Origin of the sequence: Streptosporangium nondiastaticum (genome assembly GCF_003011965.1) — a bacterium.
Classification (GTDB): domain Bacteria; phylum Actinomycetota; class Actinomycetes; order Streptomycetales; family Streptomycetaceae; genus Streptomyces; species Streptomyces nondiastaticus.
This window is the reverse complement of sequence record NZ_PXWG01000007.1, coordinates 102,101-126,952: the sequence shown is the minus strand read 5'-3', so window position 1 is coordinate 126,952 and position 24,852 is coordinate 102,101. Positions and strand designations below refer to the sequence as shown.

22 protein-coding genes are annotated in these 24,852 nt (G+C 71.9%); 12 read left to right on the top strand and 10 right to left on the bottom strand.

The features are described 5' to 3' along the window. Window positions 1–165: 165 nt before the first annotated feature. The gene (locus B7P34_RS05865) at window positions 166–1,005 is read right to left on the bottom strand and encodes a hypothetical protein (RefSeq protein WP_223267543.1); all 840 of its coding nucleotides are present in this window, start codon (window positions 1,003–1,005) and stop codon (window positions 166–168) included. Between B7P34_RS05865 and B7P34_RS05860 the strand changes: the two genes are divergently transcribed. Next, on the top strand, window positions 977–1,594 hold the full coding sequence (locus tag B7P34_RS05860) for a hypothetical protein (RefSeq protein ID WP_146166744.1): 618 nt from the start codon (window positions 977–979) through the stop codon (window positions 1,592–1,594). The genes B7P34_RS05865 and B7P34_RS05860 overlap by 29 nt on opposite strands. Window positions 1,595–1,627: 33 nt before the next feature. On the opposite strand, the gene B7P34_RS05855 is transcribed toward B7P34_RS05860, so the two are convergent. Together B7P34_RS05855 and B7P34_RS05850 are read right to left on the bottom strand one after the other, a co-directional pair. Further along, the gene (locus tag B7P34_RS05855; protein ID WP_106674707.1) at window positions 1,628–2,443 is read right to left on the bottom strand and encodes an SDR family NAD(P)-dependent oxidoreductase; all 816 of its coding nucleotides are present in this window, start codon (window positions 2,441–2,443) and stop codon (window positions 1,628–1,630) included. 409 nt (window positions 2,444–2,852) lie between these two features. Then, window positions 2,853–4,064 (bottom strand): pyridoxal phosphate-dependent aminotransferase, encoded by a 1,212-nt coding sequence (locus tag B7P34_RS05850; RefSeq protein ID WP_106674706.1) that lies wholly within the window; start codon window positions 4,062–4,064, stop codon window positions 2,853–2,855. 138 nt (window positions 4,065–4,202) lie between these two features. Between B7P34_RS05850 and B7P34_RS05845 the strand changes: the two genes are divergently transcribed. Further along, window positions 4,203–4,844 carry a winged helix-turn-helix transcriptional regulator gene (locus tag B7P34_RS05845; RefSeq protein WP_106674705.1) on the top strand — a complete coding sequence of 214 codons (642 nt, stop codon included), beginning with the start codon at window positions 4,203–4,205 and terminating at the stop codon, window positions 4,842–4,844. A gap of 114 nt (window positions 4,845–4,958) precedes the next feature. Here B7P34_RS05845 and B7P34_RS05840 read toward each other — a convergent pair whose 3' ends face one another. Further along, window positions 4,959–6,008, bottom strand: a complete 1,050-nt coding sequence (locus tag B7P34_RS05840) for a D-alanine--D-alanine ligase family protein (RefSeq protein WP_106674704.1) — start codon at window positions 6,006–6,008, stop codon at window positions 4,959–4,961. Between the two features lie 196 nt (window positions 6,009–6,204). Here B7P34_RS05840 and B7P34_RS05835 point away from each other — a divergent pair, with 196 nt between their 5' ends. Beyond that, window positions 6,205–6,801: a class I SAM-dependent methyltransferase gene (locus B7P34_RS05835; protein WP_435693947.1), complete on the top strand. Its 597-nt coding sequence runs from the start codon at window positions 6,205–6,207 to the stop codon at window positions 6,799–6,801. On the opposite strand, the gene B7P34_RS05830 is transcribed toward B7P34_RS05835, so the two are convergent. Then, window positions 6,776–7,522, bottom strand: coding sequence for a TetR/AcrR family transcriptional regulator (locus B7P34_RS05830; RefSeq protein WP_189382507.1), 747 nt, complete (start codon window positions 7,520–7,522; stop codon window positions 6,776–6,778). The two genes, B7P34_RS05835 and B7P34_RS05830, sit on opposite strands and share 26 nt — an antisense overlap. A 95-nt stretch (window positions 7,523–7,617) precedes the next feature. Between B7P34_RS05830 and B7P34_RS05825 the strand changes: the two genes are divergently transcribed. From B7P34_RS05825 to B7P34_RS05810, 4 genes are all read left to right on the top strand, one after another. Next, window positions 7,618–7,965 carry a darcynin family protein gene (locus B7P34_RS05825; protein WP_106674701.1) on the top strand — a complete coding sequence of 116 codons (348 nt, stop codon included), beginning with the start codon at window positions 7,618–7,620 and terminating at the stop codon, window positions 7,963–7,965. Continuing rightward, window positions 7,962–8,390 carry a hypothetical protein gene (locus tag B7P34_RS05820; RefSeq protein ID WP_106674700.1) on the top strand — a complete coding sequence of 143 codons (429 nt, stop codon included), beginning with the start codon at window positions 7,962–7,964 and terminating at the stop codon, window positions 8,388–8,390. Before B7P34_RS05825 ends, B7P34_RS05820 begins: the two co-directional genes overlap by 4 nt. Then, window positions 8,390–9,943, top strand: a complete 1,554-nt coding sequence (locus B7P34_RS05815) for a multicopper oxidase family protein (RefSeq protein WP_106674699.1) — start codon at window positions 8,390–8,392, stop codon at window positions 9,941–9,943. Before B7P34_RS05820 ends, B7P34_RS05815 begins: the two co-directional genes overlap by 1 nt. Before the next feature lie 215 nt (window positions 9,944–10,158). Further along, window positions 10,159–10,554 carry a hypothetical protein gene (locus B7P34_RS05810; RefSeq protein WP_106674698.1) on the top strand — a complete coding sequence of 132 codons (396 nt, stop codon included), beginning with the start codon at window positions 10,159–10,161 and terminating at the stop codon, window positions 10,552–10,554. A gap of 48 nt (window positions 10,555–10,602) precedes the next feature. Here the strand turns inward: B7P34_RS05810 and B7P34_RS05805 are convergent, their stop codons facing one another. Further along, complete coding sequence (locus B7P34_RS05805) at window positions 10,603–11,277, bottom strand: response regulator (protein WP_106674697.1); 675 nt, start codon at window positions 11,275–11,277, stop codon at window positions 10,603–10,605. Next, window positions 11,274–12,452, bottom strand: coding sequence for a sensor histidine kinase (locus B7P34_RS05800; protein WP_106674696.1), 1,179 nt, complete (start codon window positions 12,450–12,452; stop codon window positions 11,274–11,276). Before B7P34_RS05800 ends, B7P34_RS05805 begins: the two co-directional genes overlap by 4 nt. Window positions 12,453–12,664: 212 nt before the next feature. Between B7P34_RS05800 and B7P34_RS05795 the strand changes: the two genes are divergently transcribed. From B7P34_RS05795 to B7P34_RS05780, 5 genes are all read left to right on the top strand, one after another. Further along, entirely contained in the window at window positions 12,665–13,585 is a 921-nt protein-coding gene (locus B7P34_RS05795; protein ID WP_189382505.1) for an ABC transporter ATP-binding protein, read from the top strand. Further along, window positions 13,582–14,406, top strand: a complete 825-nt coding sequence (locus B7P34_RS05790; protein WP_106674694.1) for an ABC transporter permease — start codon at window positions 13,582–13,584, stop codon at window positions 14,404–14,406. The genes B7P34_RS05795 and B7P34_RS05790 overlap by 4 nt, the downstream gene beginning before the upstream one ends. Before the next feature lie 224 nt (window positions 14,407–14,630). After that, complete coding sequence (locus B7P34_RS37285) at window positions 14,631–14,762, top strand: class III lanthipeptide (RefSeq protein WP_189382503.1); 132 nt, start codon at window positions 14,631–14,633, stop codon at window positions 14,760–14,762. Window positions 14,763–14,872: 110 nt separating this feature from the next. Then, window positions 14,873–17,635, top strand: coding sequence for a lanthionine synthetase LanC family protein (locus tag B7P34_RS05785; RefSeq protein ID WP_106674693.1), 2,763 nt, complete (start codon window positions 14,873–14,875; stop codon window positions 17,633–17,635). Then, window positions 17,632–19,215 carry an ATP-binding cassette domain-containing protein gene (locus B7P34_RS05780; protein WP_223267542.1) on the top strand — a complete coding sequence of 528 codons (1,584 nt, stop codon included), beginning with the start codon at window positions 17,632–17,634 and terminating at the stop codon, window positions 19,213–19,215. Before B7P34_RS05785 ends, B7P34_RS05780 begins: the two co-directional genes overlap by 4 nt. Before the next feature lie 43 nt (window positions 19,216–19,258). Here B7P34_RS05780 and B7P34_RS05775 read toward each other — a convergent pair whose 3' ends face one another. The 3 genes from B7P34_RS05775 to B7P34_RS05765 all read right to left on the bottom strand — a co-directional run bounded on the left by B7P34_RS05775 (window position 19,259) and on the right by B7P34_RS05765 (window position 24,426). Beyond that, window positions 19,259–22,201: a helix-turn-helix transcriptional regulator gene (locus B7P34_RS05775; RefSeq protein WP_223267541.1), complete on the bottom strand. Its 2,943-nt coding sequence runs from the start codon at window positions 22,199–22,201 to the stop codon at window positions 19,259–19,261. Window positions 22,202–22,507: 306 nt separating this feature from the next. Next, window positions 22,508–23,251 carry a response regulator transcription factor gene (locus B7P34_RS05770; protein WP_106674691.1) on the bottom strand — a complete coding sequence of 248 codons (744 nt, stop codon included), beginning with the start codon at window positions 23,249–23,251 and terminating at the stop codon, window positions 22,508–22,510. Continuing rightward, window positions 23,239–24,426, bottom strand: coding sequence for a sensor histidine kinase (locus B7P34_RS05765; protein WP_353620231.1), 1,188 nt, complete (start codon window positions 24,424–24,426; stop codon window positions 23,239–23,241). The genes B7P34_RS05770 and B7P34_RS05765 overlap by 13 nt, the downstream gene beginning before the upstream one ends. Between the last annotated feature and the right edge of the window lie 426 nt (window positions 24,427–24,852).

Genomic DNA, 24,852 nt, shown 5'->3' with positions numbered 1-24,852 from the left:
GCCGCCCCGCGCGCTACGGCCCGCTGATCCGCGACCGGGGGCGGAGTAGTACCCTGCGCGCCTGACCGCCCGCCGGACCGGTCTCGCCGGGGCGGGGAGAAGGCCGGTGGCACAGTCGCGTGCCACCGGCCCTTCGTGCGTACGGCTGCTCCCGCGTTCCGTCCGTCAGAATCCGACGGATCCCAGCAGGCCGGTCACCGGCGAGATCAGGTCGTGGCCGAACTGCGTGACCTTCGTGACGACCTTGGTGCCGCCGAGCGCACCGATCCACTTGGACTGGCCGAAGGTCAGCACGCCCAGCGCCGTGCCGGCGAGGGACGACTTGAACTCGCTGCTCGTCCACCCGTAGCCGATCCCCGTGAACAGGGTGTTGAGCCCTGCGAACGCGAGCGAGGCGTACGCGAATCCGGACGCGGCGGCCTCCACGAACGGCACGGCGGGCGGGAAGAACATGCCGACCGCCAGGACGCCGATGCCGAGGAGGGCGGAGGCGAAGCCGGTGCCGATGCTGAGCCAGTTGGTGGCGTTGGCCGCCCACCGCGCGCCTTCCTTCCACCAGGGAAGGCCACCCTTGACGCTGTCGTTGTCGGGCGAGTCCGCCGGGTTCTTCCCGGCCTCCTTGGCCCTGCGCGCCTCCTCGGCCGCCTTCCTGGCCGCCTCCGCGATCTCGGCCTTCCGCTTGGCCGCGGCGATCTGGTGCGCCTGGCTCGCGGCCGCGGCCGCCGTCCGCGCGTCCTTGCCCGCCTGGACCGCCGAGGCACGGGCCGAAGCGGCCGAGGCCTGGGCGGAGTTGGCGGAGGCCACCGCGCGGCGGGCGGCGTCGACGGCACGATTGGCGGAGTAGTTCGCCGAGCGCGCGGCCGTGCGGGCGGTGACGGCAGCCTGCTTCGCCTTGTCGGCCGAGGCCTGCGCGTCCTTGGCCGACTGCTCGGCGGCGTCCGGCGGCCTGGAGGCCGGCGACAAGGTCGGCTGGTCCGTGTCCGCCGACGCGAACAACATCGCCATCGGCGCACCGGGCGAGGACATCGACAAGGCCGCCGGGACGGACGTGAAGAACGCCGGCAGTGTGACCACCTTCAAGGTCCCCGCCTCCGGCGCCTGGACCCAGTACCAGGTGATTCACCAGGACCAGCCCGGCGTCATCGGCGGCATCGAGACCGGCGACCGGTTCGGCGAGACCGTCCAGGCGGTCAACCTCTCCCCCAGGACCGCGCCCACCTGGCAGACGCTCCAGCTCCTCGTGGGCGTGCCCGGCGAATCCCAGGGTTCCGTGACCGCCGCGGGTGCGGTGCAGACCATGACTCTGCTCGGCGCTCCCGGTCCGCACAACGACGTCCTGTACGCCGGGCACAACGGCGTCCCCGGCACGCCGGGCGCCGACCAGCACATGGGCCGGGCCATCGGCGCCTCCCCGACCCACATCTACGTGGGCATGCCGACCGGCCCGAACGCCCAGGGCGCGGCGTACGCGGTACCGTGGCAGAACGTCACCTCGTACGACGCCGGCGGCGCCGACCAGCCGGTGACGGTGTATCAGCCGGGCAAGGACGGCATCCCGTCAGGCGGCAAGGCGTTCGGAGCCGTGATCCGGTAGCGGCGCGCGCACGTACGCGCGGAGGCGGCGGGTTCAGGCGGACTTCGCGCCGACCAGGCGGTCAGCAAGCTTGCACAGGCGGCGTACCGTGCGGTCCTCCATCGCGACAGGGGCCGCCGGGGAGAGAGCCCTGCGGTCGTAGTAGGCACCGGGCACGAGCCCGGTGGCGGGGTCGCAGAGCCGCACGACGCACTCGGCGCCCTGCAGGGCGGAGTCGCCCTCGTGCGCGTACAGCCGCAGCAAGCCGGTGTCACAGACACCCGGATGCACGCTGACCGAGGTCCACGGCGCCTGCTCGCGCGCCGCGATGGTCAGCGCGAGCTGGGACTGGGCGTAGGCGGCGCCGCTTGAGTAGCGCTTCGCGCGGTGCGGGTCGCTCCAGGCGATGGACGCCGTGCGGTGCATGGAGGACGAGACGTTGACGACGCGGCTGCCGGGGCGGGCGCTGAGCGGGCCGGCGAGCTCACGGGTGAGGAGGTAGGCAGCGAGGAAGTTGACCTGGAGGGAGAGCTCGTTGCCGTCGGCGGTCACGGTGCGCCGCTCGGGCGCGGCGACGGCTGCGTTGTTGACCAGGACGTCGAGGACGGGGTGCTCCTCGGCGACGCGCGCGGCCATGGCCCGCACCTCGTCCAGCCGGGAGAAGTCGGCGACGACCAGACGCAGTCGCAGGACGTCGGTGCCGGCCGCCACCAGGCGGGTGACGGCGTCATCGCCGGAAGCCTGGTCGGGGGCATGCACGATGACCGTGTCGCCCCGTCCGGCGAGCAGCCGGGCGGTCTCCCAGCCGATGCCGGACGTGGCACCGGTGACCAGAACGGTCCTGAAGGCGGGCGAGACAGCAGAAGACATGGAATCCACTCCGGGAAGGACAGAGCGGCAGCGAGCGCTGTGGGGCGAAGCTGCCGTACGAGCGTGAAGCGGCATCGGCGACTGGGCGGCGGAAGCCGGAACGCGCTGTGCCGTGTGCTGCCGGCTGCTGCGTGACGGGCGCAGCCGGGGCATCGATGAAGTTGTGGGCGCGCTCAGCCCGCTGTGCGGGAACTGCGCGCGGTGCCGGGCGGCGCCGTATGAGGCGGCCGGTCGTGGTGGCGCAGGTGGCTGTTCACAAGAGCCATTCAAGGAAGCCCCGCGCCGGGGGACAAGGAACGCCCCACATCCCTGACGCCGCCCTGACACGCACGCCGGCCCACCAGCGACCCGCCCGTTGAGGAGACTGCAAATCGCGCGTCTTATCCCGCACACCGGCGGGGCTCGAAGGCTACTGCCGGTATCCGCTCAGGAACCGCCCGATCCGGCTTATCGCCGCGTCCAGGTCGTCGGCGTACGGCAGGGTCAGGATCCGGAAGTGGTCGGGGCGGGGCCAGTTGAAGCCCGTGCCCTGGACGACCTGGATCTTCTCGCGGAGCAGCAGGTCGAGGACGAACTTCTCGTCATCGTGGATCGGATGCACCTTCGGGTCGATGCGCGGGAACGCGTACAGCGCGCCCTTCGGCTTCACGCACGACACGCCGGGGATCTCGTTCAGCTTCTCCCAGGCGCGGTCGCGCTGTTCGAGGAGGCGGCCCCCCGGCGAAGTCAGCTCCTTGATGGACTGGCGGCCTCCGAGCGCGGCCTGAATGGCGTACTGGGCCGGGGCATTGGCGCACAGCCGCATGGAGGCGAGCATGGTCAGCCCCTCCAGGTAGCTGGACGCGTGCTTCTTGGGTCCGGTCACCACGAGCCAGCCGGAGCGGAAGCCGGCCACCCGGTACGTCTTGGACAGCCCGCAGAAGGTGAGCACGACCAGGTCGGGGGCGAGGGCCGCGGCGGAGTGGTGCACGGCGTCGTCGTAGAGGATCTGGTCGTAGATCTCGTCCGCGAAGACCATCAGCTGGTGGCGGCGGGCGAGGTCGAGGATGCCCTCGACGACCTCCTTGGGGTAGACCGCGCCGGTCGGGTTGTTGGGGTTGATGATGACCACGGCCTTGGTCCGGTCCGTGATCTTGGATGCCATGTCGTCGAGGTCCGGGTACCAGTCGGCCGACTCGTCGCAGATGTAGTGGACGGCCTTGCCGCCGGCGAGGGTGGTGACGGCGGTCCAGAGCGGGAAGTCGGGGGCGGGGATGAGGACCTCGTCGCCGTCCTCCAGCAAGGCCTGTACGGCCATGGAGACCAGCTCGGAGACGCCGTTGCCGAGGAAGATGTCGTCCACCGTGACGTCGGTCAGGCCGATCGCCTGATAGCGCTGGGCGACGGCGCGGCGGGCGGAGAGCACACCGCGCGAGTCGGTGTAGCCGTGCGCCCGGGGCAGCATCCGGATCATGTCCTGGACGATCTCCTCGGGCGCCTCGAAGCCGAACAGGGCCGGGTTCCCGGTGTTGAGGCGCAGCACGCTGTGGCCCGCCTCCTCCAGCGCGTTGGCGTGCTCGATCACCGGACCCCGGATCTCGTAGCAGACCTCGCTGAGCTTGCTCGACTGCCGGAACTCCATGCCGTGCCCTCCCTGGTGGCCGGATCCCGGGTTCCCGGGATCCCACTGGCCTCGTTCGCACCTCAACCGTGTTGCTTGTTACTTGGTTTTACCAAGCTTGAGCTTGGAAAGTCCAACATCTTGTCTAGACTGGGCGTCATGCCGCCACGTCAGCCTCGCCGTCGAAGTTACGACCAGTACTGCGCCTCGGCCCGCGCCCTGGACGCGGTCGGGGACCGCTGGACCCTGCTGATCGTCCGGGAGCTCCTGGCCGGGCCCCGCCGGTACACCGACCTCCACGCCGACCTGCCCGGCGTCTCCACGGACATGCTCGCCACCCGGCTCAAGGACATGGAGACCCAGGGCCTCGCGACACGCCGCAGGCTTCCGCCGCCGGGAGCCGCCACGGTGTACGAACTCACCCCGCGCGGCGCCGGCCTGCTGCCCGTACTCACCGCGCTCGCCGAGTGGGGCGCGCCCGATCTCGCCGAACGCCGGCCCACGGACGCGGTGCGGGCGCACTGGTTCGCCCTGCCTCTCCTGCGCCGTCTTCCGGCGACCGAGGGCCCGGCCGTCGTCGACGTGGCGCTGGACGAGGGCGTCTTCCACGTACGGCTCGGGGGCGAGGGGCCGGTGTACGGCGACGGGCCCGCCGAGGCGCCGGACGCCCGCCTCGTCCTCGACGCCGATACGTGCCGCGAGCTCGGCAACGGGACGCTCACCGTGGAACAGGGCGTCAAGGCGGGCCGGATCGACGTGCTCGGCGACGGGCCGGTTGCCACGACGCTGCGCGGCGCGTGACCGCCCGGCACGCCACTGCCCGGCCCGGGACCGCCTGACCACCGGACCGCCTGTCCCGGCGCGGGTCGTCCCGACGGCCGGGGGCGGCGGCCGGCGGCGGCCAGCGGTCGGCGGTCAGCGCGTCGCCAGGTCCACGATGCGCTGGACGAGGCCGGAGTAGGCCCAGCCCGATCCGGTCGCCGCGAGGGGCAACAGGCTCGTCGTCGTCAGCCCAGGGAGCGCGTTCACTTCGAGGCAGACCGGTTCACCACCGGCATCGCAGCGGAAGTCGGTACGGGAGTACGCGTCACCGCCGAACCCGAGAGCCTGGTGGGCGCGGAGGGCCCACTCCTGCAAGCGATACGCGAAGGCGTCCGGGACCGGCGCCGGGCACACTTCGCTCACCGCCCCGGACTGATACTTGGCCGTGTAGTCGAACAGCGGTGTCGTCAGCTCGATCTCGACCACGGGAAGCACCTGGTCGCCGACCACGGGCACGGTGAACTCCCGCCCGGCGAGGAACGGCTCCACCATCAGCTCGACGTCACCGCAAGGCCCCTCGGCCGCGGCCTGCGCCAGCCGGGCCAGCCCCGCGAGCGAGTCGGCGCGGTGGACCGACACGCTCGAACCGTCCGCGACCGGCTTGACCACCACCGGCCCGGCCTCCACCAGCCGCTTCACGCCGGCCGGCACCTCATCCGCCGCACCGGGCCGCCACAGCACCCGCTCGGCCACCGGCACGCCCGCCGCACCGAGTACCGCCTGTGCCCGGCCCTTGTGCCACGCCGCCGCACAGGCCGCGCTCCCCGCACCGGTGAAGCGCACACCGGCCATCTCCAGGAGCGCCTGCACATGCCCGTCCTCGCCCCAGCCGCCGTGCAGGGCAAGGAACACCAGCTCCGCGCCGCGCAGCAGCTCCAGCACCGGACCGCCGGTCAGGGCCGCGTGCATGCGCCGCCGCAGCTGGTGCCGCTCCGCGAGGGGCGGCGGCTCCTTGCCCACTGCGACGCCGCCGACCACCTCGCCGGGGTGCAGGGGCCCGGCAAGGACCGGCACCTCGGCGGCCGGGTCGACCAGCACCACTTCGTGCCCTCGCTCCAGCAACGCTCCGGTCACCGACCAGCCGGAAGCCAGGGAGACGTCCCGCTCCGAGCTTTCTCCACCGCACAAGACCACAACACGCATACCGACTCCCGTCATGCTCAGGCAGCCTAGCGCTGTTACTTGGTTTTTCAAAGCATTTACTCCGAAAAACAAAGCACCGATCAGTTGCGCCGGCCCGCTGCCGGCCGTTCGACAGCCCGATGGAGCAACCCCGTAATGTCCTCGCGTGACTGAACCTTCCTCGCACCTGCGCACGACAGCAGATGCCTACGACGCCATGGCAACCCTTTACGCCGATTTCGCCCGTAACGCGCTCGACCCTCTCCCTCTGGACCGTGCGGTGATCGCGGCGTTCGCCGAGTTCGCGCGGGCCGCCGGTGCCGGGCCCGTCGCCGAGCTGGGGTGCGGTCCCGGGCAAGTGACAGCGCACCTGCGGGACCTCGGCCTGGACGTCTTCGGAGTCGACCTGTCGCCGGCGATGATCGACATCGCTCGCGAGGCCTACCCGGACTTGCGCTTCGAGGTCGGTTCCATGGACGCCTTGGACATAGCCGACGGCAAGCTGGGCGGCATCCTGTCCTGGTACTCGGTCATCCACACCCCACCGCAGGATCTGCCGCCGTACTTCGCCGAGTTCGGGCGGGTACTCGCGCCCGGCGGCTACCTCCTGCTCGCTTTCTTCGAGTCGGAGGGCGAGCCGGTCACGGCGTTCGACCACAAGGTGACGACGGCCTACCGCTGGCCGATCAACGACCTTGCGGGGCTGGCCGAGGAGGCGGGGTTCACCGAAGCCGGCCGGATACTGCGCGAGCCGCTCGAAGGGGAACGGTACCGCCGGGGCCACCTGATCATGCGCAGGAACGAGGCTCGCTAGGCAGGGCCGCCCCCTCCCCCAACGCCGCCATGATGTCGCGGAGCGTCTGCTCGAAGAGGGGCTCGGGGTCGGTGAGGGCGAAGTCGAGGTGGCCGAAGACTTCCACGGCCACCGCCCCGTACAGGCGGGCCCAGCAGGCGACGAAGACGTAGATGACCTCCAGGGGCACCGGCTCGCCGGCCAGGTGCTCGCGCACCTCCTCCAGTTGGGCGATCCACGAAGGATCCAGGCCGGTGGGCGGCCGGACGCCGCCGCGGCGCCACAGTTCGACCATCAGGCCGAGGAGGACGGCGCCGAAGCGCCAGCTGGGGTCGTGCGCCGCCGAGCCGGGCGCGGTGTCGGCGTCCGTGACCGGCTTGGCGAACAGCAGCCCGAACTCGCGGGGGTGGGCAAGGGCCCAGCGGCGCAGTTCGCGGCACACTTCCCGCAGCCGCCGGCCCGGCTCGTCAGCGGGATGACGTTCGCGCGCCTCGGTCAGGGCTGCGGCCAGTTCGTCGTAGAGGTGTGAGGTCAGCGCCTGGATCAGGTCGCGGTGGCCGGCGTAGTAACGGTAGAGGGCGGGTGCGGTCATGCCCATCTCCCGCGCGATGGCCCGCAGGGTGACCGCGGACGGCCCTTCCTCGACCAGGAGCCGGCGCCCGGTGCGCAGGATCTCGGCCAGCGCCTCTTCGCGGACGCGGTGGCGCCGGCCGGTGGACCCGGTCCCCGATGTGCTCGGCACGGTCGTGCACCCACCTTCCCTTGACAAAGTTAACGCCTATCACTTTAGCTTGCGCCGAAAGTAAACGGTGTTAACAACATCCTTCGGGGGATCTCATGACGTACGGCATCGTCCTGACGTACACGGTCACGCCGCGCTGGCTCGCCCTGTCGCGTGAGCAGCGCAACGCGATGCGCGCCCAGCACCTCGAGCCGGTCTTCGCCGCCTACGCGGACCGGGTGAAGGCGCGCTTCTTCGACGCGGAGGCGTTCAACGGACGCATCTCGGACTTCGCGGTGCTGGAGACCGGCGACCTCGGGTCGTACTACTTCCTCATCGAGGCCCTGCGCGACACTCCTGTCATCGCCGAGGGCTACCTGACCTTCAACGACGTCTTCCTGGGCGTCGAGGACGGCTTCCACGCCTACGAGCAGGCCCTGGCCTCCGAGGACGGGATCCGGTGACCGGGCGCTGCGAAATCCGCCGGTGGCCGTGGCACGTACTGCGCGCCGTGGCCGTGCTGGTGCTGCTCGACACACTGGCGCAGGCGGCGCTGGCCGGTCTGTTCGTCACCGGAGATCTCGACCTGCTGACCTGGCACGCGGCGAACGCGGGCGTGCTCAGCGCGCTGACCGTCATCCAGACGGCAGCGGCAGTGGTGGTCCGGCGCGCCGCGCGCGGACCGCTGTGGCCGGCCGCGGCGAGTGCGGTGCTGGTCCTGCTGGTAAGTGCGCAGCAAGGGCTGGGCGAAGCGCGCGTCCTGGCCGGTCACATACCGCTGGGCATGGCCGTCTTCGGCTGTGCGACAGCCCTGGCGTACGGGGCGTTCACCCAGCGCCCCGGCACGTCTCCGCCGGCGGCCCGGCCACGGCAGGAGGTGGCCGAGTAATGCCTGCTTTGCTGAGCCGGCGCGGGCTCCTCGCGCTGACGGCCGGAGCCGGAGCGGCGATCACGGTCGGCGCTGCCGGCTGGTCCCGCAGCGCCGGGGCGTCCACCGGCCGGGTGCTGGCCAGCGCGGGCCCGCTGCCCCGCCCGTTTCACGTACCGCTGCCGGTGCCGCCGGTGGCCCGCCCGGTGCGCAGCGAGCACGGCACCGACTTCTACGAGGTCGAGCAGCGGGAGGGGAAGGCGGAGATCCTTCCGGGACGGAAGACGACGGTGTGGGGGTACGACGGCGTCTTCCCCGGGCCGACCTTCGCCGCGCGCTCCGGGCGCCGGACGGTGGTCCAGGTGCGCAACAGCCTCACCGTGCCCACCGTCACCCACCTGCACGGCGGCGTCACCCCGCCCGAGTCCGACGGCTATCCCACCGACCTGCTGCTGCCCGCCCGCTGCGCACCTGGTCAGACGCACGACGACAGGGCCGGCGCCCACCCGGGGCGGACGGCTGTGGGATACCGCGCGTACGAGTACCCGCTGCCGCAGCCGGCCGCGACCCTCTGGTACCACGATCACCGCATGGACTTCAGCGCCCCGCAGGTCTGGCGCGGGCTGGCGGGCTTCTTCCTCGTCAGCGACCAGGAGGAGGACCGGCTGCCGCTGCCGGACGGGGACAGGGACGTGCCGCTGATGCTGTGCGACCGCTCCTTCGCCGAGGACGGCTCCTTCCGCTACCCAGCCCACCACGAGCACGACGCGTTCCCGGACGGCGTGCTCGGAGACGTCCAGCTCGTCAACGGTGCGCCCTGGCCCGTCATGGAGGTCTCCGCCGCCCGCTACCGCTTCCGCCTGCTCAACGCCTCCAACGCCCGCCGCTACGGGCTACGGCTCGCTGCCGGCGACGGCAAGCCGGGGCGGTTCGTCCAGATCGGCAGCGACGGGGGTCTGCTGGCGGCACCCCGGTCACTGGACGCCGTCGACATGGCGCCCGGCGAACGCTTCGACGTCGTCGTCGACTTCTCCGCCTTCCCCGTCGGCAGCAAGGTGACGCTGCGCAACTCCGCGGCCGAGGGCGGCATGCGTGACGTCATGCGCTTCCACGTCGTACGCAAGGAGAAGGACGACAGCCGCGTGCCGTCCCGCCTGTCCGCCTCGTTCGAAACGCTGTCCCCGGGCCCGGCCGGATCGGTGCCGGTGCGCCGCTTCGACTTCCGGCGTACGCACGGCTCGGACGAGCGGCAGATGTGGACGATCAATGGGAGGCCGTTCAGCACTGCTGAGGTTCTGGCTTCCCCGCGCCTGGGCAGCGTGGAACGGTGGCGCTTCAGCAGCGACTTCCACCACCCTGTCCATGCGCACCTGGCCCAGTTCCAGGTCCTCGCCCGCGGCAGCAGGCCCCCACGGGCCACTGACGGAGGATGGAAGGACACCGTGGACGTCCGCCCCTACGAAGTGGTCGACGTCCTCGTGAGGTTCGCGGGCTACAAGGGCCGTTACATGCTGCACTGCCACAACCTCGAACACGAGGACATGGCGATGATGGCCAACTTCGACGTGACGTGACGGGCGCTGCTGCGCCAGCACTCACCGGACCGAGGCGGCTCGGCGCGGCCGAGGCGTCCGCTCGCCCGAGCAAGCGCTCGCCCGAGCCGCCGATCGCCCGAGGCCACACCATCACGTCCAGCTACATATCACTTAAAAGGACTGTTTCTCATGGAACAGGGGCAGATTCCGACCAAGAGCATGCCGTGAACACCGTTGTTCTCAAGGGGGAATTCATGCCGGACGATCAGGCGGAAGACCAGGCGGGCAGCCCGGTCCGGGAGGGAAGCCCGGACTCCGCAGTCGACCGGGTGGCCGACTTCTACGGCGCCTACATCGACGCCGTCGACGACGGCACCGACGACCTGGGAAGCGAGCTTCGCGCCCACTACCTCACAGAGGATTTCCGTCAGCGGCTGGCCGCCTGGGAGGAGGCCAACCACGCCGACGGTGTCCTCCGCGCCCAGGACGTGCCCACCCACTGGGCGGTCCGCTATCACGACTCCGGTGCCGGGCACCTGTTCACCACGGTCACCCTCACCTGGGGCACCGGCCCGGACGCCGGGCACACCCGGCTGGCGGTCCAGAGCGACCTGAGCACCAAGCTCATCTCGGACATCGAAGACGGCTGACCGGTTCCTGGCGCGGACTCGGAGCGACGGGAGACCGCGGGGGTCCCGTCAGCGCGGCACCGTGACGAGCCCCGTCTCGTAGGCGGTGATCACGAGCTGGACCCGGTCCCGGGCGCCCAGTTTGGTGAGCAGGCGTGACACGTGCGACTTCGCGGTGGCCACGGTGATGAAGAGGTCCTCCGCGATCTCGGTGTTCGAGCGGCCGCGTCCGACCAGGGTCAGCACTTCCCGTTCCCGCTCGGTGATGCCCTCGACCGGCCGTGGGGGTCGCTCGGGCCGTTCGGGACCGGCGGCCACGGGACGCCCTGCGAAGTCCGCGATGAGACGGCGCGTCACACTCGGCGCGATCAGTGCGTCGCCGGCGGCGACGACGCGGATCGCCGCGAGGATGTCGTCCAGCGCCATGTCCTTGACCACGAAGCCGCTCGCACCGGCCCGGAGCGCGCCGTAGACGTGCTCGTCCTCGTCGAAGGTGGTGAGGATGAGGACGCGTGCGGTCGCCGGTCCGGCCGTGATCAGGCGGGTGGCCTCGATTCCGTCCATGCCGGGCATGCGGATGTCCATCACCACGACGTCGGGACCGAGATCGGCGACGAGCCGGACCGCTTCGGAGCCGGTGGCGGCCTCGCCGACGACTTCCAGGCCGGGGTGGCCGGCCATGATCACGCGCAGCCCGGACCGCACCAGCGGCTGGTCGTCGGCGAGCAGGATCCGGATGGTCACCGGGTCTCCACCGGAACTCCGGCGCGTGCGGGCAGCGGCAGCCGGGCCGCCACCCGGAAGCCGCCCTCGGGACGCCGGCCGGCACTGAGCCGGCCGCCCAGCAGGCCTACGCGTTCCCGCATGCCGATGATGCCGAAGCCGTGGCCCGAGCCGCTGCCGGTGCTGCCACGGCCGTCGTCGACGACCTCCACGGACAGGTCCTCGTTCCCGTAGTCGATGGTCACCCGGCAGTGCCCGGTGCCCGCGTGGCGGACCACATTGGTCAGTGCCTCCTGCACTATGCGGTACGCGGACAGGTCGATGTCGGCAGGCAGCGGGCGTTCGTCCCCGGTGCGGCACACGTCGACGCGTACGCCCGCGTCCGCGGTCGCCGCCGCCAGCCGTCCGAGGTCCGCCAGCCCCGGCGCGGGTGCGAGCCGCGACGACTTCTCGGAGGCGCTCACGCCTCGTTCGGCCCGGCGGAGCGACACCAGCGTCCGCCGGAGGCCCGACAGGGTCTCTCTGCTGGTGGTCTCGATGGCGCGCAGGGCCTCGCGGGCCTCTGCCGGCCGGGTCTCGATGACCCGGCTCCCCACACCGGCCTGGATGGCGATGATGCCGATGCTGTGCGCGACCATGTCGTGCAGTTCCCGTGCGATCCGCAGCCGTTCGGCGGTGACGGCCTCGGCCACCTCCTGCGAACGCAGCGCCACCGCGTGCTCGCGGCGCTCACGGATGAGTAGTCCGGCAATGCAGGAGGCGGACATCGCCAGGAGCGCGATCACCCCGCTGACGGCCAGGTTGTCCCCTTGTGCGAAGGCACCGACCACCACGAGTTGCACGGCGAAGGACACGGCCACGGCGGCGAGAGCGGCCCGCCGTACGCAGGTGGCGACGATGAAGCCCAGGATGAGATCCACCGCCACGTACGACAGGAACTCGCCCTGGTACGAGACCGCCGGGCTCTCGTGAAGGGAGCTGGGAGTGCCTGCCACCACGGCGGTGGATCCGAAGAGTGCCATGGCCAGAGCCGGCAGCGGCCTGCGCCGCGCCACACCGGCGAGCAGGCTCGCCGCCATCAATGCCCCGACGCCGTGGACCGTGCCCGACGCCCGCGGCGCGGCCCCCACCAGGAGACCCGCCAAGAGGAGGTAGGAGACGCCTCCTGCCCAGGCCATGGCCTTTGTTCTCGTCATCGGCGGTGCGCCCCTGCGAGGAAGAGGCAACCGTGGTGCGCAGGACACGTACCCCACTCAGTGATCGTTACGGAGTTCACGCCGCGAGACTAACCGGGCGTCATCCGCGCGGCATCAGCCCGTGGGCGTACGCCCACGGGCGAACCCTGCCCGAGCCATTGCCGTCCACGGCCCCATGCCCGGACGCAGGCCCTCCCGGCAGTGTGAGTGCCGTGATCGAAGTCAGCCAGCTCACCAAGCGATACGGCAGCAAGACCGCCGTCGACCACCTGTCCTTCACCGTGCGGCCCGGCCGGGTCACCGGATTTCTCGGCCCCAATGGAGCCGGCAAGAGCACCACCTTGCGGATGGTCCTCGGCCTGGACGCGCCCACCGCCGGCACCGCCACCGTCAGCGGCGTCCCCTTCCGCCGCCACCCGCGCGGCCTGCGGCATGTGGGCGCCCTCCTCGACGCCGACCAGGTCCACGGCGGCCGCAGCGCCGCGGCCCACCTGTCCGCCCTGGCTCGCAGCAATGGCATCCCGCGAAGCCGGGTCGAGGAGGTGTTGCAGGAAGTGGGGCTGGCCGAGGCGGCGAACCGCCGCATGGGCGGGTTCTCCCTCGGCATGAAGCAACGGCTGGGCATCGCCGGTGCGCTGCTCGGCGACCCGCCCGTGCTCGTGTTCGACGAGCCGGTCAACGGCATGGATCCGGAGGGCGTGCTCTGGGTGCGCCGGCTCTTCCGGCGCCTGGCCGCCGAGGGGCGGACGGTCTTCCTCTCCAGTCATCTGATGTCGGAGATGGAGAACACCGCCGACCAGTTGGTCGTCATCGGCCGCGGCCGTCTCATCGCCGCGGAGCCGGCACGGGACTTCGCGGCTCGCGGTACCCGCCGCAGTGTCGTGGTGGGGACGCCTCAGGCCGCCGAGCTGGCGGCCGTGCTGACCGCGGCGGGGGCCTCGGTCGAGCCCGAGGGAACGGCAGGCGCCGAGAGGCTCGCCGTGACCGGGCTCCCGGCGGACCGGATCGGAGCGCTCGCCTTCGAGAAGGGGATCCGGCTGGACGAGCTGACCACCCGTACCGCCTCACTGGAGGCGGCCTTCATGGAACTCACCGCCGGCAGCGCCGAACACCTGGCAGGACAGCCCCGATGACCACACTCGCCTCCGACCCCCGGACCCCCACCCCCGTCGCCGGGCCGCCGGCCCGCTTCCGCGACCTCCTCGCCGCCGAGTGGATCAAGACGCGGTCCCTGCGCTCCACCCCGTGGGTGATCGCCTTCACTCTCCTGTTCGTGGTCGGTTCCGCCGCCGTGGCCACGCTGTCGGACACCGCCGCGCCCTCCGGCCCCGCCGAGTTCCTGCCCTTCAATGCCTACCCGGCGGCCGGCTACTGGACGCTGATACTCGTCGCCGGCAGCATGGGCGCCCTTACCGTGGTGAGCGAGTACGGCAGCGGCCTGATCCGCACCACCACCATGGCCGTCCCCGCCCGCGGCTCGGTGGTGCTGGCCAAGGCGGCTGTCGCCGCCGCGCTGTGGACCGCGGTCGGCACGGTCGCCTCCACAGGTTCTTTCCTGGTCTCCCAGGCCCTGAACAGGCACCATGCCGGTGTTCCGCTCACCCATCCCGGGGTGTTCCGGGCGCTGGTCGCATCCGCGCTGCTGGCCCCGGTCTGCGCGCTGGTCGGCCTGGGTCTCGGTGTTCTGCTCCGGCACGCCGCGGCGACCATGGTCACCAGCGTCTTCGTCCTGCTGATGCTGCCCACGATGTTCTCGGAGAGCAACCGCTGGTCGGCGGACGTCAAACACGCGCTGGTGTCGGCGGCGTGGAAGCGCCTGGTCGAGCCCTGGGAGCCGGACCCCGGGTCCCAGGGCTGCACGGCCACGGTCCCCGGCTCGTGGATCGTGTACGTCCTGTGGCCGCTGATCACGATCGGAATCGCCGTGTTCACCGTGCGGCGACGCGACGTGTGAACGTGCCCCTTGGGCCCCCTGGACCCCCTACCACACCACACCCGCCGGGCCCGAGCGCGGCGACCACCACCATTTGCGCACCGCGTGCGGGCGGGGATTATGCGGGGCCAACGCCCATGTGCGCGTCCCGTGGATGGCGTTGAGTAAGTCCTGCCGATCGGCCGGCACATCCCGAACGTCAGCCGCGCATCCCGCGCACCCGACCCTCCCAGGAGGTATTCCGTATGAGCAGCGTCCTCAAGCTCCAGAGCATGGAGGCCCGCACCACGCAGAGTGCTGCCGCCGTCGTCAGCCTGACGAGCAGCGGCAGCCGCTGCTGCGGGGCCGAGGAGGAGCGTCCGCCGACCTCGCAGTGACCTGACGGATCCGTGCGGGGGTGCGATGCGCCCCCGCACGGATCCGCCGTTCCCACCGGCCGCTGTCACCGGCGGCCCCTCGCAGGATCCGCACGATCACAGAGGCTGACATGCGCAACGAACGATGGGTCTACCGCTTCCTCTTCGCGTGGGACAACACGCTGTTCTTCGACCCGCTCGACGTCTACTACGAGCCGAGCGCGGACCACTTCCTCGCCGGGTTCGACGAGAGGGTACGGGCGCGGTTCGTCCGCAGCGGCATCTGGTGGAGCCACCGGCACAACCCGGAGCTGCCGGCGCAGGGCTGGAAGATCCATGTGTCGTCGGGCCACCGCCACGTGCGCGAGGCCGCCGCCTCAGTGATCGGATATCTGACGGAACGCGAGATCGACTTCAAGATCGCTCTCGATCTCAACGTCTTCGAGATGCTCAACTCCAAGTCCGTCTCCCGGGGCAGCGGCGGCAAGCTCGTCACCGTCTACCCGCGGGACGACGACGAGTTCAGGGCGTGCCTGGCCGGCCTGGCCGAGCTCCTGGAGGGCGTGGAGGGGGCCTACGTGCTGTCGGACATGCGCTACCGGGACAGCAAGGCGCTCTACTTCCGCTACGGCCAGTTCCTCGACACCCACACCGTCGACGTCCTCGGGCGGCGCCTGCCGCGGATCCTCGGGCCTGACGGTCCCGTCGCGGACGACCGGCGCCCGGGGTACGCCCAGCCCGACTGGGTGCCCTGGCCGTTCGACGACTGGAAGCCCGCCGACGAGGACGAGGCGGGGGACGGTGACGGCCTGCTCGGCGGCCGCTTCCGGGTGACCGGAGCGCTCCAGTTCTCCAACAGCGGCGGCGTGTACACCGCCGAGGACACGGAGGACGACGACCGGAAGGTGGTGCTCAAGGAGGCCCGCCCGTACACCAACCTCAATCCCCGCCAGGACCACGACGCCGTGGACATCCTCGACCGCGAGTGGATGTTCCTGAACCGGCTGGCCGACGTCGGCACGTACCCCGCTCCGGTCGCGAAGTTCCGCCACTGGGAGCACCACTACATCGCCGAGGAGTTCATCGACCGCACCGACATGCGCTCGGTGCTGCTCGAACGCAATCCGCTGGCGCGGCCGGGGTTCGACGTCGAGCAGTCGCGCGAGTACCTGCGGATCTTCCTCGCCGTCTTCCGCGGGCTGGCGCGCGCGGTCCGGGCGGCGCACGAGCGTGGTGTGATCCTCACCGACCTCACCGCCGCGAACCTGCTCATCGACCCGGACACCCACGAGGTGACGATCGTCGATCTGGAGGCATGCCGGCTGGCCGACACCGCCACCGGCACCGACGCCGATGACCGCAAGACCGACGCCGGCACCGACGCCGATGCGGCTGCCGATGCCGCTGCCCGCGAAGCCGACCTGAGCAAGCCCGTCGAGCTGTTCACACCGGGCTTCAGTCTCTCGCGCAACATCTTCAAGGCGCACGGGCCGGAGGGCGACCGGTACGCGCTGGCCTCCACCATGGCCTACTTCGTCTTCCCGATCGCGGCGATGTCGTACCTGCGCGAGGACGTCCTCGACCTGTACCGGATCTTCGTCACCGAGGGCCTGGGCTGGCCGGAGGAGGTACACCGGCTGATCACCGACCTGGCCCGGGACCGGATCGGCCTCACCGACGTGCTCACGGCTCTGGAGGACGAGGCGGACCTGCTCCGCCGGGTCGAGGCGCCACCGGCGCGACCCGTCGCCGAGGAGCGGCTCGGCCTGGTGGACGCGGAGACCGGGGTGGCCGCGTTCGTCGAGGCCGTCGCCGACACCGGCCGGGACACGCTCTTCCCCGTGGACCCCTTCGCGCACGTCACCAACCCGCTGAGCCTCGGCTTCGGGGCGAGCGGGGTCCTGTGGGCGCTGCACTCCTCCGGCGTCCCGGTCCGGCCCGAATGGCACACCTGGCTGGCCGGCAAGCTGGAGCACATCGACGTGGGGCAGTACCCGGACGGTCTCATGAACGGCCTGTCCGGCATCGCCTGGGCCGCCGACACGCTCGGCCTCGGGGCACGGGCCAGGGAATTGCTGGCACAGGCCAACCGGCGTGCGGTGCAGCATGGCGACTACACCTTCTACTACGGCCTCTCCGGCGTGGGCATGACCAACCTGCGCTTCTTCCTCCGCCACCGCGACCCGCGCGACCTGACCGCGGCGCGGGAATGCGCGCGCATCCTGTGCCAGACGGCGCGGCGCGACGGCGGGCGGGCCCACTGGCTGAACGAGTTCGCCACCGAGGGGCCGCTGACCGGCCTGGGCTTCGGACAGGCCGGCGTGGCGATGTTCCTGCTGCGCATGCACCAGGTCACGGGAGAGGAGCACTACCTGCGGCTCGGGCGGGAGGCGCTCGCCTGGGAGATGGCCCATGCCAAGCCCCTCCACGACGGCGGCCCCGTGATGTTCGAGCACGAAGGGACCATGGAGCCGTACGTCGAAGTGGGGTCCGCGGGCGTGGCGCAGGTGCTGCTGCGCTACGGCGACCTGGACGCGGCGCGCACCGTCCTGCGCGGGCTGGACGTCCGGTACTCGGTGCTGCCGGGGTACTCCTTCGGCATGAGCGGGATAGCCGACGCCCTGCTGGACGCGGCGGAGTTCACCGGCGACCGCTCGTACCGCGACACGGCCCTGCGGCAGCTCGACATCGTCCGGAGGGTCTTCCTCTTCGAGCCCGCCGAGCGCTTCGCGCTGTCGCACGAGGACGGCCGGACCCTTCTGGGCCTCCCCGGTGAGGGGCTGCTGCGCTGTTCCACCGACTACCTGACCGGCTCGGCGGGCGTGCTGCGGGTGCTCCACCGCGTGAACACCGGGAGCACGGCCGACTTCCTCCTGGACGAGGTCGCCCGGTGAAGCAGCTGTGGCGCACCCTGCGGGGCCACCGGTCGCCGTACGTGCTGATCCTCGTCGGCGAGGCCGCCACGGGCGGGATCGAAGCCCTGGTGCACCCGCTGCTGCTCAAGGCCCTGTTCGACCAGGCCATTCTGACCGCCGACCTCCGCCGGTTCCTCTTCCTCGGGCTCGCCTACCTCCTGCTCGGGCTGGCCCTCAACGTCTCGGCGTACGGGATCGCCTGCCGGCGCAAGCGGTTCGAGAACGCGTTCACGCTGGTGCTGGAGACGGAGCTGCTGGGCCGCACGCTCGGTCTGGACGGCCGCAAGGTGGCGGAGACGGGCAACGCCTCGTACGTCAGCCGCATCCACAACGACGTCTCCCAGGGCGTCCTGCCGGCGATCGACGTCTCCATCCGCATCGCGCGGCAGGCGGTCACCTCGGTCGTCTTCCTGGGGGTGCTGCTGTACCTGTCCTGGCAGGCCAGCCTCGTCCTGCTGGTGATCGTGCCGCCGCTGGTGCTGGTGAGCAACCGGCTGGGCAAGCGGATCGAGAAGAACACCGGGCCCGAGCGCGAGGCGGAGGCGCGGTACGTCAACGTGCTGACCCGGACGCTGGAGTCCTTCCCCGCGCTGCGCGGTCTGCCGTCGCTGCTGCCGGGCACCCGCGCGGCGAACAAGGAGGCGCTGCGCGGGTTCCTCGGCATCACCTTCGTCAACTTCCGCCTGTCGCAGCGGCAGCGGACCCTGAGCGACCTGGTCATGAACCTGTCGGACACCGCTTCGATGGTCATCGGAGCCTTCTTCGTCTTCTCCGGACGGATGTCGTTCGGCAGCTTCCTCGCCTTCGTGAACTCGCTGTGGCGGGCGGTGACCGGGGTGTTCGACCTCGTCAACACGATTCCGCAGGCCCGCCGGAGCGCCGCCGTCCTCCAGCGGATCGAGTCCCTTCGCGGCTCCCGGGAGACTACGTACCACGCCGAAGGGCCGCTGGTGCGGGTCCGTGGCGCCCGGGTCGGATACGGGAATGGACACGGGAACGGTGATGGCAGCAGTGACGGCAGCGGCAGTGACACCGGCAGCCGCGGCGACGGAGCCGAGGTGGTGATCGACGCGTTCGAGCTGCGCGCCGGCGAGCACGTTCTGCTCCGCGGCCCCAACGGCTGCGGAAAGACCACGCTCCTGCACATCATCTCCGGAACGCTCGCGCCCGACGCCGGATCGGTCACCCTGCCGCCCCGGGTCGCGAGCCTGACCACTCCGGTCAACCTGCCCCCGCTGCCGGTGCGCGACCTGGTCCCCGACGAGCGGCTGCGCGCGGCGATGGGCCTGGACGGGCTGGCGGACCAGCTGCCCTCGGAGCTGTCCTCCGGCCAGCGCCAGCGGACGGGAGTCGCGGCCCTCCTGTGCGAGGACGCCGACGCGTACCTCGCCGACGAGCCGTTCGCCAACCTCGACGGGCCCGGCAAGGAGCTGGTCTTCCGGATGCTGCGCGAGCGGACCGGGGGGCGCGCCCTGCTCGTCGTCCACCACGGGGACGAGGACCTCGACGGGCGCTTCGACAGGGTGGTGACCCTGTCCGGGGCCGCCGCGCTCTCTTAGGAGACCGGGTCGGCAGGGGATCGGGTGCTCAGAGGCCGCGGTCTCAGGGGACCAGGTCGCGGGCGGCGGTGGCGAACGCCTTCCGGTTCGGGTGACCGGTCTTCTGGAGGAGGCTCGCGACGTGCTTCTCGACGGTGCGCGGCGAGATGTGCAACTGCCCGGCGATGTCCTTGTTGGCGATCCGTTCGGCGACGAGCCGGGCCACCTCGAACTCGCGGACGGTGATGCCGCACCGGCGCAGCTCCGGCGGCACCTGCTCCGTGCCCGTGCGCCGTTGCCGGACCGAAGCGCCCATCCCGCGCAGCAGGGCCCGGCCGGCGCCGGCGACCACCTGGAGGCCCGCCCCGTGGAAGTACTCCTCCGCTTCGCGCAACCACTCGACCGGCTCGCCCCAGCCGTCCTCGTGCGCGTGCCGCGCCACCAGGCGCAGACACAGCCGGCGCGCCATGGGGTAGGGCTCGGACGCTTCCAGCGCCGTGCCCGCGGCGGCCGCCGCCTCGCCGGGGCGGCCCTCGCGACCGAGCAGGACGGCGTCCGCCAAGCCCACGAACTGGCGGTTCCAGCGGGTGCGGCTGACGCTCGCCCGTACGGCGGCGGCGTAGTGCTGCCGGCCCATGCGCCCGGCCAGTACGCCGAGCAGCAGGATGATGCCGTGCTTGCCGAACTCGCTGGTCGCGGGGTTCTCCACGTCGTAGGCGAGCGCCTGCGCGAACTCGTGCACGGCTGCCTCGTGCCGCTCCTCCAGCAGCGAGCAGAACGCCCGCGCCTGCCCGTACGACATCGCTCGCAGGCCCGGTGCGGCGTCGATGAGCGGGGCCAGTCGCTCCAGCGCCTCCTCCATCGGGGCGCGCCGGCCCTGGTGGGCGTGGCACACGGCCTCGGCGAGCCGCATCATGGCCAGGTGCCGGCCCAGTCCCCGGCGTTCGGCACCGGCCGCCTCCTCGCGGATCAGGTCCTGGGCTTCTGCGAACTCGCAGCGCCGGATCCGGTCGAGCGCGAGGGCGAAGCCGGCTTCGTACGCGGGCGGCCGCAGGCCCATGCGCAAGGCCTCCCGCCGGGCCCGCTCGATCCGGCCCGGCTGTCCGTCATGGCTCGCCGCGACGGTGGCCAGGCGGACCTCGGCGGTCACGAGGAGAGCGGGGAGCCGTTGTGCGAGGGCGACCGTGCGGGCCTGCTCGAAGTGGGCGGTCGCCGTGGGCTCGTCCTGTTCCCGGGCGAGCTGCCCGAGCAGCAGCAGAGCCTCGCACTCCGCCTCCGGCAGGCCGGTGCGCCGGGCGGCGTCCAGCGCCCGGCGGGCGAACCGGGTGGCGGTGCGCAGCCGGTACGGGCCCGGTCGGTGCAGTTCCGCGTACGCCGCGGTCATGTCCACGAGGGTGGTGTGGTCATCGAACGGGTGGTGGATTCCCAGCAGCTTGCGGGCGGTGTCGGCGTGTCGCAGAGCTTGTGCGGGCCGGCCCGCCAGGGTGGCGATGCCGCTCAGCCGGGCGTGGATCCCGGCCTGCCGCCGGGCGGGTATGCCGGGCACGCTGCCGTCACCGTCCAGGACGGTGCCCGGTGCGGGCAGCCGGTCGCATCGTGCGGAACGGGCGACCGCGTCCAGCAGTTGTTCCAGCACCGTGGCGTGCACGTCGGGGGCCGTCGTGGGTCCGAGGAGGTGGTGGGCCCGGGTCAGCAGCGCCACCGCCCGATCGGCCATGCCGTCACCGCCCTCGCTCATCGCCCGCGCCGCCGCTTCGCCGTACAGGCGGATGGCTTCCTCGGTGTCGCCACCGTGCTCGTGCAGCCGGGCGGCGTGCGCGCACCACGCTCCGGGCAGCCCGGGGTGGAGGGCGGTCAGTGCGCGCGCCAGCAGCCGTGCGTGTCCGGCGCGCTCCCCCGGCCCGAGGCCTGCCGTCAGGGCCTCGGCCGCCAGCCCGTAGCGGAAGGCGAACCACTGCGTGTCCGAGCCGTCCGGCGTGATCAGGTACGAGGCGACCGCGGCGCGCAGGATCGCGGACAGTTCGCCGTGGTCGCGGCCGATCGCGTGCTCCAGCACGGGCAGGGGGAAGCGCCGGCCGAACAGGGCCGCCATGCTGAGGAACTGCAGGCCGAGCGGGCCGAGCCGCTCGGCCTGGCGTCTGACGCGGACCGCGACGGCGGCCGGCACGGACGGCACCGGGGTGCCGTGGAGGGCGGCGGGGTCGCGGACGAGTTCCTTGACCACGAACGGGATCCCGGCGCTGCCGGCCACCACGCGCTCGACGAGCCCGGGGCAGGCCCTTTCCGGGGCGATGCCCAGCTCGGCGGCGACGAGCAGGTGCACGTCGGAGCGGCCGAGGGGCGGCAGGTCGAGCACCTCCGCGGCCCCGTACTGGCGTGCCCGCACGGCCAGGCCGGTCACCGTGCAGGGGGCGCACCCCGCGATGAGCAGGAGGACGGCCGACTGCTGCCCGATGTTGTAGAGGAGGTACTCGACGACCGCGAGCGTTCCGGCGTCGGAGTCGTGCAGGTCGTCGAGGACGAGCAGGCAGCCGCGCCACCCACGTTGCCCCTGTTGTCCTGGTTGCCCCTGTTGCTCTCGTTGTCCCGGCTGCCCGGCCGGGCGTCCTCCGACGGCGGCGAGAACGCGCAGCATCGTTTCGGCGACCATGATGTGCGACGCGGCGCCGGGGCCCGCGTCCTCGGTGCCGTTCAGCAGGCGGGTCAGGACCGGCCCGTAGTGGCCCAGTTCGTCCGGGTCCGGCAGCAGGCCGGTGCGGGCCAGCAGGAGCAGTGCTTCGACCATGGGCCGGTACGGGACGGGCGGCCCGACCGTACCGGCCCGCCCGCGTATCGTGACCATGCCCGCCGCGGCGGCCGCGCCGAGGGCTTCGGCGGCGAGCCGGGTCTTGCCTGCACCGGGCTCGCCGGTGACGACGAGCGCGCCGCCCCGCCCGGACCGGGCAGCGGCCAGCGCGGCCGCGATCTGTCCCATTTCGCGTTCGCGGCCGATGAGTCCCCCTCGCACCGGGGCACGGCCCCCGCTGCTGTCCAGGCCGTGGTCCCCGCTGTCCGGGCCGGTGGCGGCGCAAGGAGTACAGCCGTCACAAGACGTACAGCCTTCAAGAGCGGCACAGTCGTCGTCCGGCAGCGCCGGCCAGCATGCAAACACCGGGTCGTCCCCTCCCCCGCGGGCCTTCCGAGGCACCGCCTGGAGCTGACGATACGAACGGCGCGAGCACCCCCTGTAGCCGTCCGTTTGGGGGGCTTGCGCAGGGTGGCCGGCCCCCTTCGAAGCGCCATCCCCGCCGAAACGTCAGCCCCCGTCGGAGCGTCAGCCCCCGTCGAGGCTGTCTTCCCGCACCCGCCGGGCCAGGTCGAGCTTCGTGTACGTGGGGCGGCCCGCCTGCTGGTACTTGGCCTTGACCCGGTCCAGGTAGTCCTTGGCCGTGTGCACCGTGATGCCCGCGCGCCGGGCCGCGGACTTGAGGGTCAGCCCGGAGGCGTAGTCGAGCAGGATCTGCCGTTCCCGGGGCGAGAGCTGGGGGCGGGCGGGGCTGTTGTCGTGCGCGCAGGCGAAGGCGAGTTCCACGGAGTGGGCGCTCCGGCCCGCCGCGAGGTCTTTGACGGCGGCGACCAGCGTCGGCAGGTCGTGGTCCTTGGTCAGGTAGCCGTCGGCGCCCGCCCGGATCGCCTCGATGATCCGGGAGCGGTCCGGCACTGTACTGATCATCAGGACGCGGCTTCCCGTGCGCAGCAGCCGCCGGATGTTGTCGGCGGGAGCGGAACCGTCCCGCAGCACGAGGTCGAGGAGGACGACATCGGCCGGGACGTACACCGGGCCGTTCAGGCCATTCAGGCCGTTCCCGATCCCGACCCCGCTTCTGCTTACGCTTCCGCTTCCGCTTCCGCCGGAACCGTACGGAAGGCGCCCGTCCGGTGGCGCGCCGAGGAGCTCCGTCACCGTGGCCGCGGTTGCCACGAGCCGCAGCTCCGGCACCTTGCCCAGCCAGGCCTGCAGGCCGTCGAGCAGCATCCTGTCGTCGTCGACGACCGCGACGGTGATCACCCGGGCCATCTCAGCTCCACCCGTACGCCCTCGCCGGGAGCGGTGTCCACGCTCGCCCGGCCACCGACCTCCGCCATCCGGTCGTGGACCGAGAGACGCAGTCCCAGGCCGGGTTCGTACCGGTCGGGGTCGAAACCGGGCCCCCGGTCGACCACGGTGACGACAACTCCGCCGTGTCCGTCCGGGTCTCCGGTCGCGGTGAGGTAGGCGTGTCCCGTGCCCGCGTGCCGCCGTACGTTGTTCAGTGCCTCCCGCACGGCGTCGCCCATCGCGGCGGCCGCCTCGGGCGGCACCTGCGGCAGCTCGTGGTACTGGGCGGTGACCCGCAGCTGAAGGCCCTCGACGGAGCCGACCGCCTCTTCCAGGGCCGCGCCGATCTCCCGGTGGTGGACCTCGTCGGCGGTCCGCTGGATCAGGCGGCGCAGGTAGGCGGCCTCGCGGGCACAGCGCTCCCTCACCTCGGGAGCGTTGGCGTCGACCCCGCCGGCCGCCAGAGTGGTGAGGGTGGCGAGGACGGTGTCGTGCAGCGCCCGGTGGTGTTCGAGGCGTTCGGCGTAGCGGGCCTTGTGCGCTTCGGCGGCCAGCGCGCGGGCGTTGGCCTCGTCGAGCAGGCGTCCCTGGCGGCACAGGTACCACTTGAACACCCACGTCATCGCGGCCGAGGCCACCAGCGAGTTGAGATGGCCGACGATCACGGCGGGGCTCGCGCCCACCGCCTGGTAGCCGGCGAAGTGGGTCACCACGAGCAGCCCGATCACGGCGAGGGCGTGGAGCCGGTCGAGGGCGATGGAGGCGACGGCGCTCGCCGAGCCTCCGAGGAGCATCGCCCACCCGATCGTGGCGGGCTCGCGCGCCCCGCCCCAGGCGCAGAGGACCAGGGGCAGCACGCATCCGGTCACGAGGAGGTCGGCCCAGACACTGCGCCGTTCGAACCAGCCGCGCCGCCAGGCCGTGCCGTGGACCAGCGCACTCACGGCCAGCGCCACGGCGAGCCCCGCGTACTGCAGGGGGAGGCGCGGCCGGTGCTGGGCGACGGCGAGGACGCCGACCGTCAGATGGCTCGCGCGGTAGAGCAGGGTGGCCACGATCATGAAGGACTGCGCGCGCTGCAGCCCCGACCCCACCGCGGTCGCTTTGGCCGTCCCTCGCAGTGCTCGTATGTGCCGTACCGGCAAGGACAGCACCGCCAAGACCGTTCCTCCCCCGTAGCGGTGGCCCCAGGAGTCCCAGAGCCGTCCCGCGGGGAACGAGGTGGGTTTGGAGCCACGCGGCCCGCAATTGCCAATGACATCGTGACATCGCGCATTTTGCCCCAGCAGGTGCACGCCAAGAAGGTGCCGACCGGGCAGCTCACGTGCTTGGCCGAGTCCATACCCCTGGTGGCCGAAAGCGATCTACGCCTGCCCGGGTTCCCGTCCTCGAATAATTCGGTCGCCACGCTCGGGCCGGCCCGCTAACCTCCTGACCAAGCCGTCATACGCGCATACATGGCATACGCGGAATACGGCGCGGCATACGCGGATTGCACGGGCGGAAGCTCCATCCGCCGGACACCCCTGGAGGGCCAAATGATGAGCGTCGCTGTGGCAGGCCTCCCCGCAGTCCTGTCT

What these genes read in the sequence shown, in the direction of transcription:
- B7P34_RS05815 (WP_106674699.1), top strand. Translation starts at nt 8,390, where the DNA reads ATGCCTGCTTTGCTGAGCCGGCGCGGGCTCCTCGCGCTGACGGCCGGA.
- B7P34_RS05790 (WP_106674694.1), top strand. Translation starts at nt 13,582, where the DNA reads ATGACCACACTCGCCTCCGACCCCCGGACCCCCACCCCCGTCGCCGGG.
- B7P34_RS05810 (WP_106674698.1), top strand. Translation starts at nt 10,159, where the DNA reads ATGCCGGACGATCAGGCGGAAGACCAGGCGGGCAGCCCGGTCCGGGAG.
- B7P34_RS05865 (WP_223267543.1), bottom strand. Translation starts at nt 1,005, where the DNA reads ATGGCGATGTTGTTCGCGTCGGCGGACACGGACCAGCCGACCTTGTCG.
- B7P34_RS05850 (WP_106674706.1), bottom strand. Translation starts at nt 4,064, where the DNA reads ATGGAGTTCCGGCAGTCGAGCAAGCTCAGCGAGGTCTGCTACGAGATC.
- B7P34_RS37285 (WP_189382503.1), top strand. Translation starts at nt 14,631, where the DNA reads ATGAGCAGCGTCCTCAAGCTCCAGAGCATGGAGGCCCGCACCACGCAG.
- B7P34_RS05800 (WP_106674696.1), bottom strand. Translation starts at nt 12,452, where the DNA reads ATGACGAGAACAAAGGCCATGGCCTGGGCAGGAGGCGTCTCCTACCTC.
- B7P34_RS05840 (WP_106674704.1), bottom strand. Translation starts at nt 6,008, where the DNA reads ATGCGTGTTGTGGTCTTGTGCGGTGGAGAAAGCTCGGAGCGGGACGTC.
- B7P34_RS05855 (WP_106674707.1), bottom strand. Translation starts at nt 2,443, where the DNA reads ATGTCTTCTGCTGTCTCGCCCGCCTTCAGGACCGTTCTGGTCACCGGT.
- B7P34_RS05845 (WP_106674705.1), top strand. Translation starts at nt 4,203, where the DNA reads ATGCCGCCACGTCAGCCTCGCCGTCGAAGTTACGACCAGTACTGCGCC.
- B7P34_RS05825 (WP_106674701.1), top strand. Translation starts at nt 7,618, where the DNA reads ATGACGTACGGCATCGTCCTGACGTACACGGTCACGCCGCGCTGGCTC.
- B7P34_RS05770 (WP_106674691.1), bottom strand. Translation starts at nt 23,251, where the DNA reads ATGGCCCGGGTGATCACCGTCGCGGTCGTCGACGACGACAGGATGCTG.
- B7P34_RS05835 (WP_435693947.1), top strand. Translation starts at nt 6,205, where the DNA reads ATGGCAACCCTTTACGCCGATTTCGCCCGTAACGCGCTCGACCCTCTC.
- B7P34_RS05785 (WP_106674693.1), top strand. Translation starts at nt 14,873, where the DNA reads ATGCGCAACGAACGATGGGTCTACCGCTTCCTCTTCGCGTGGGACAAC.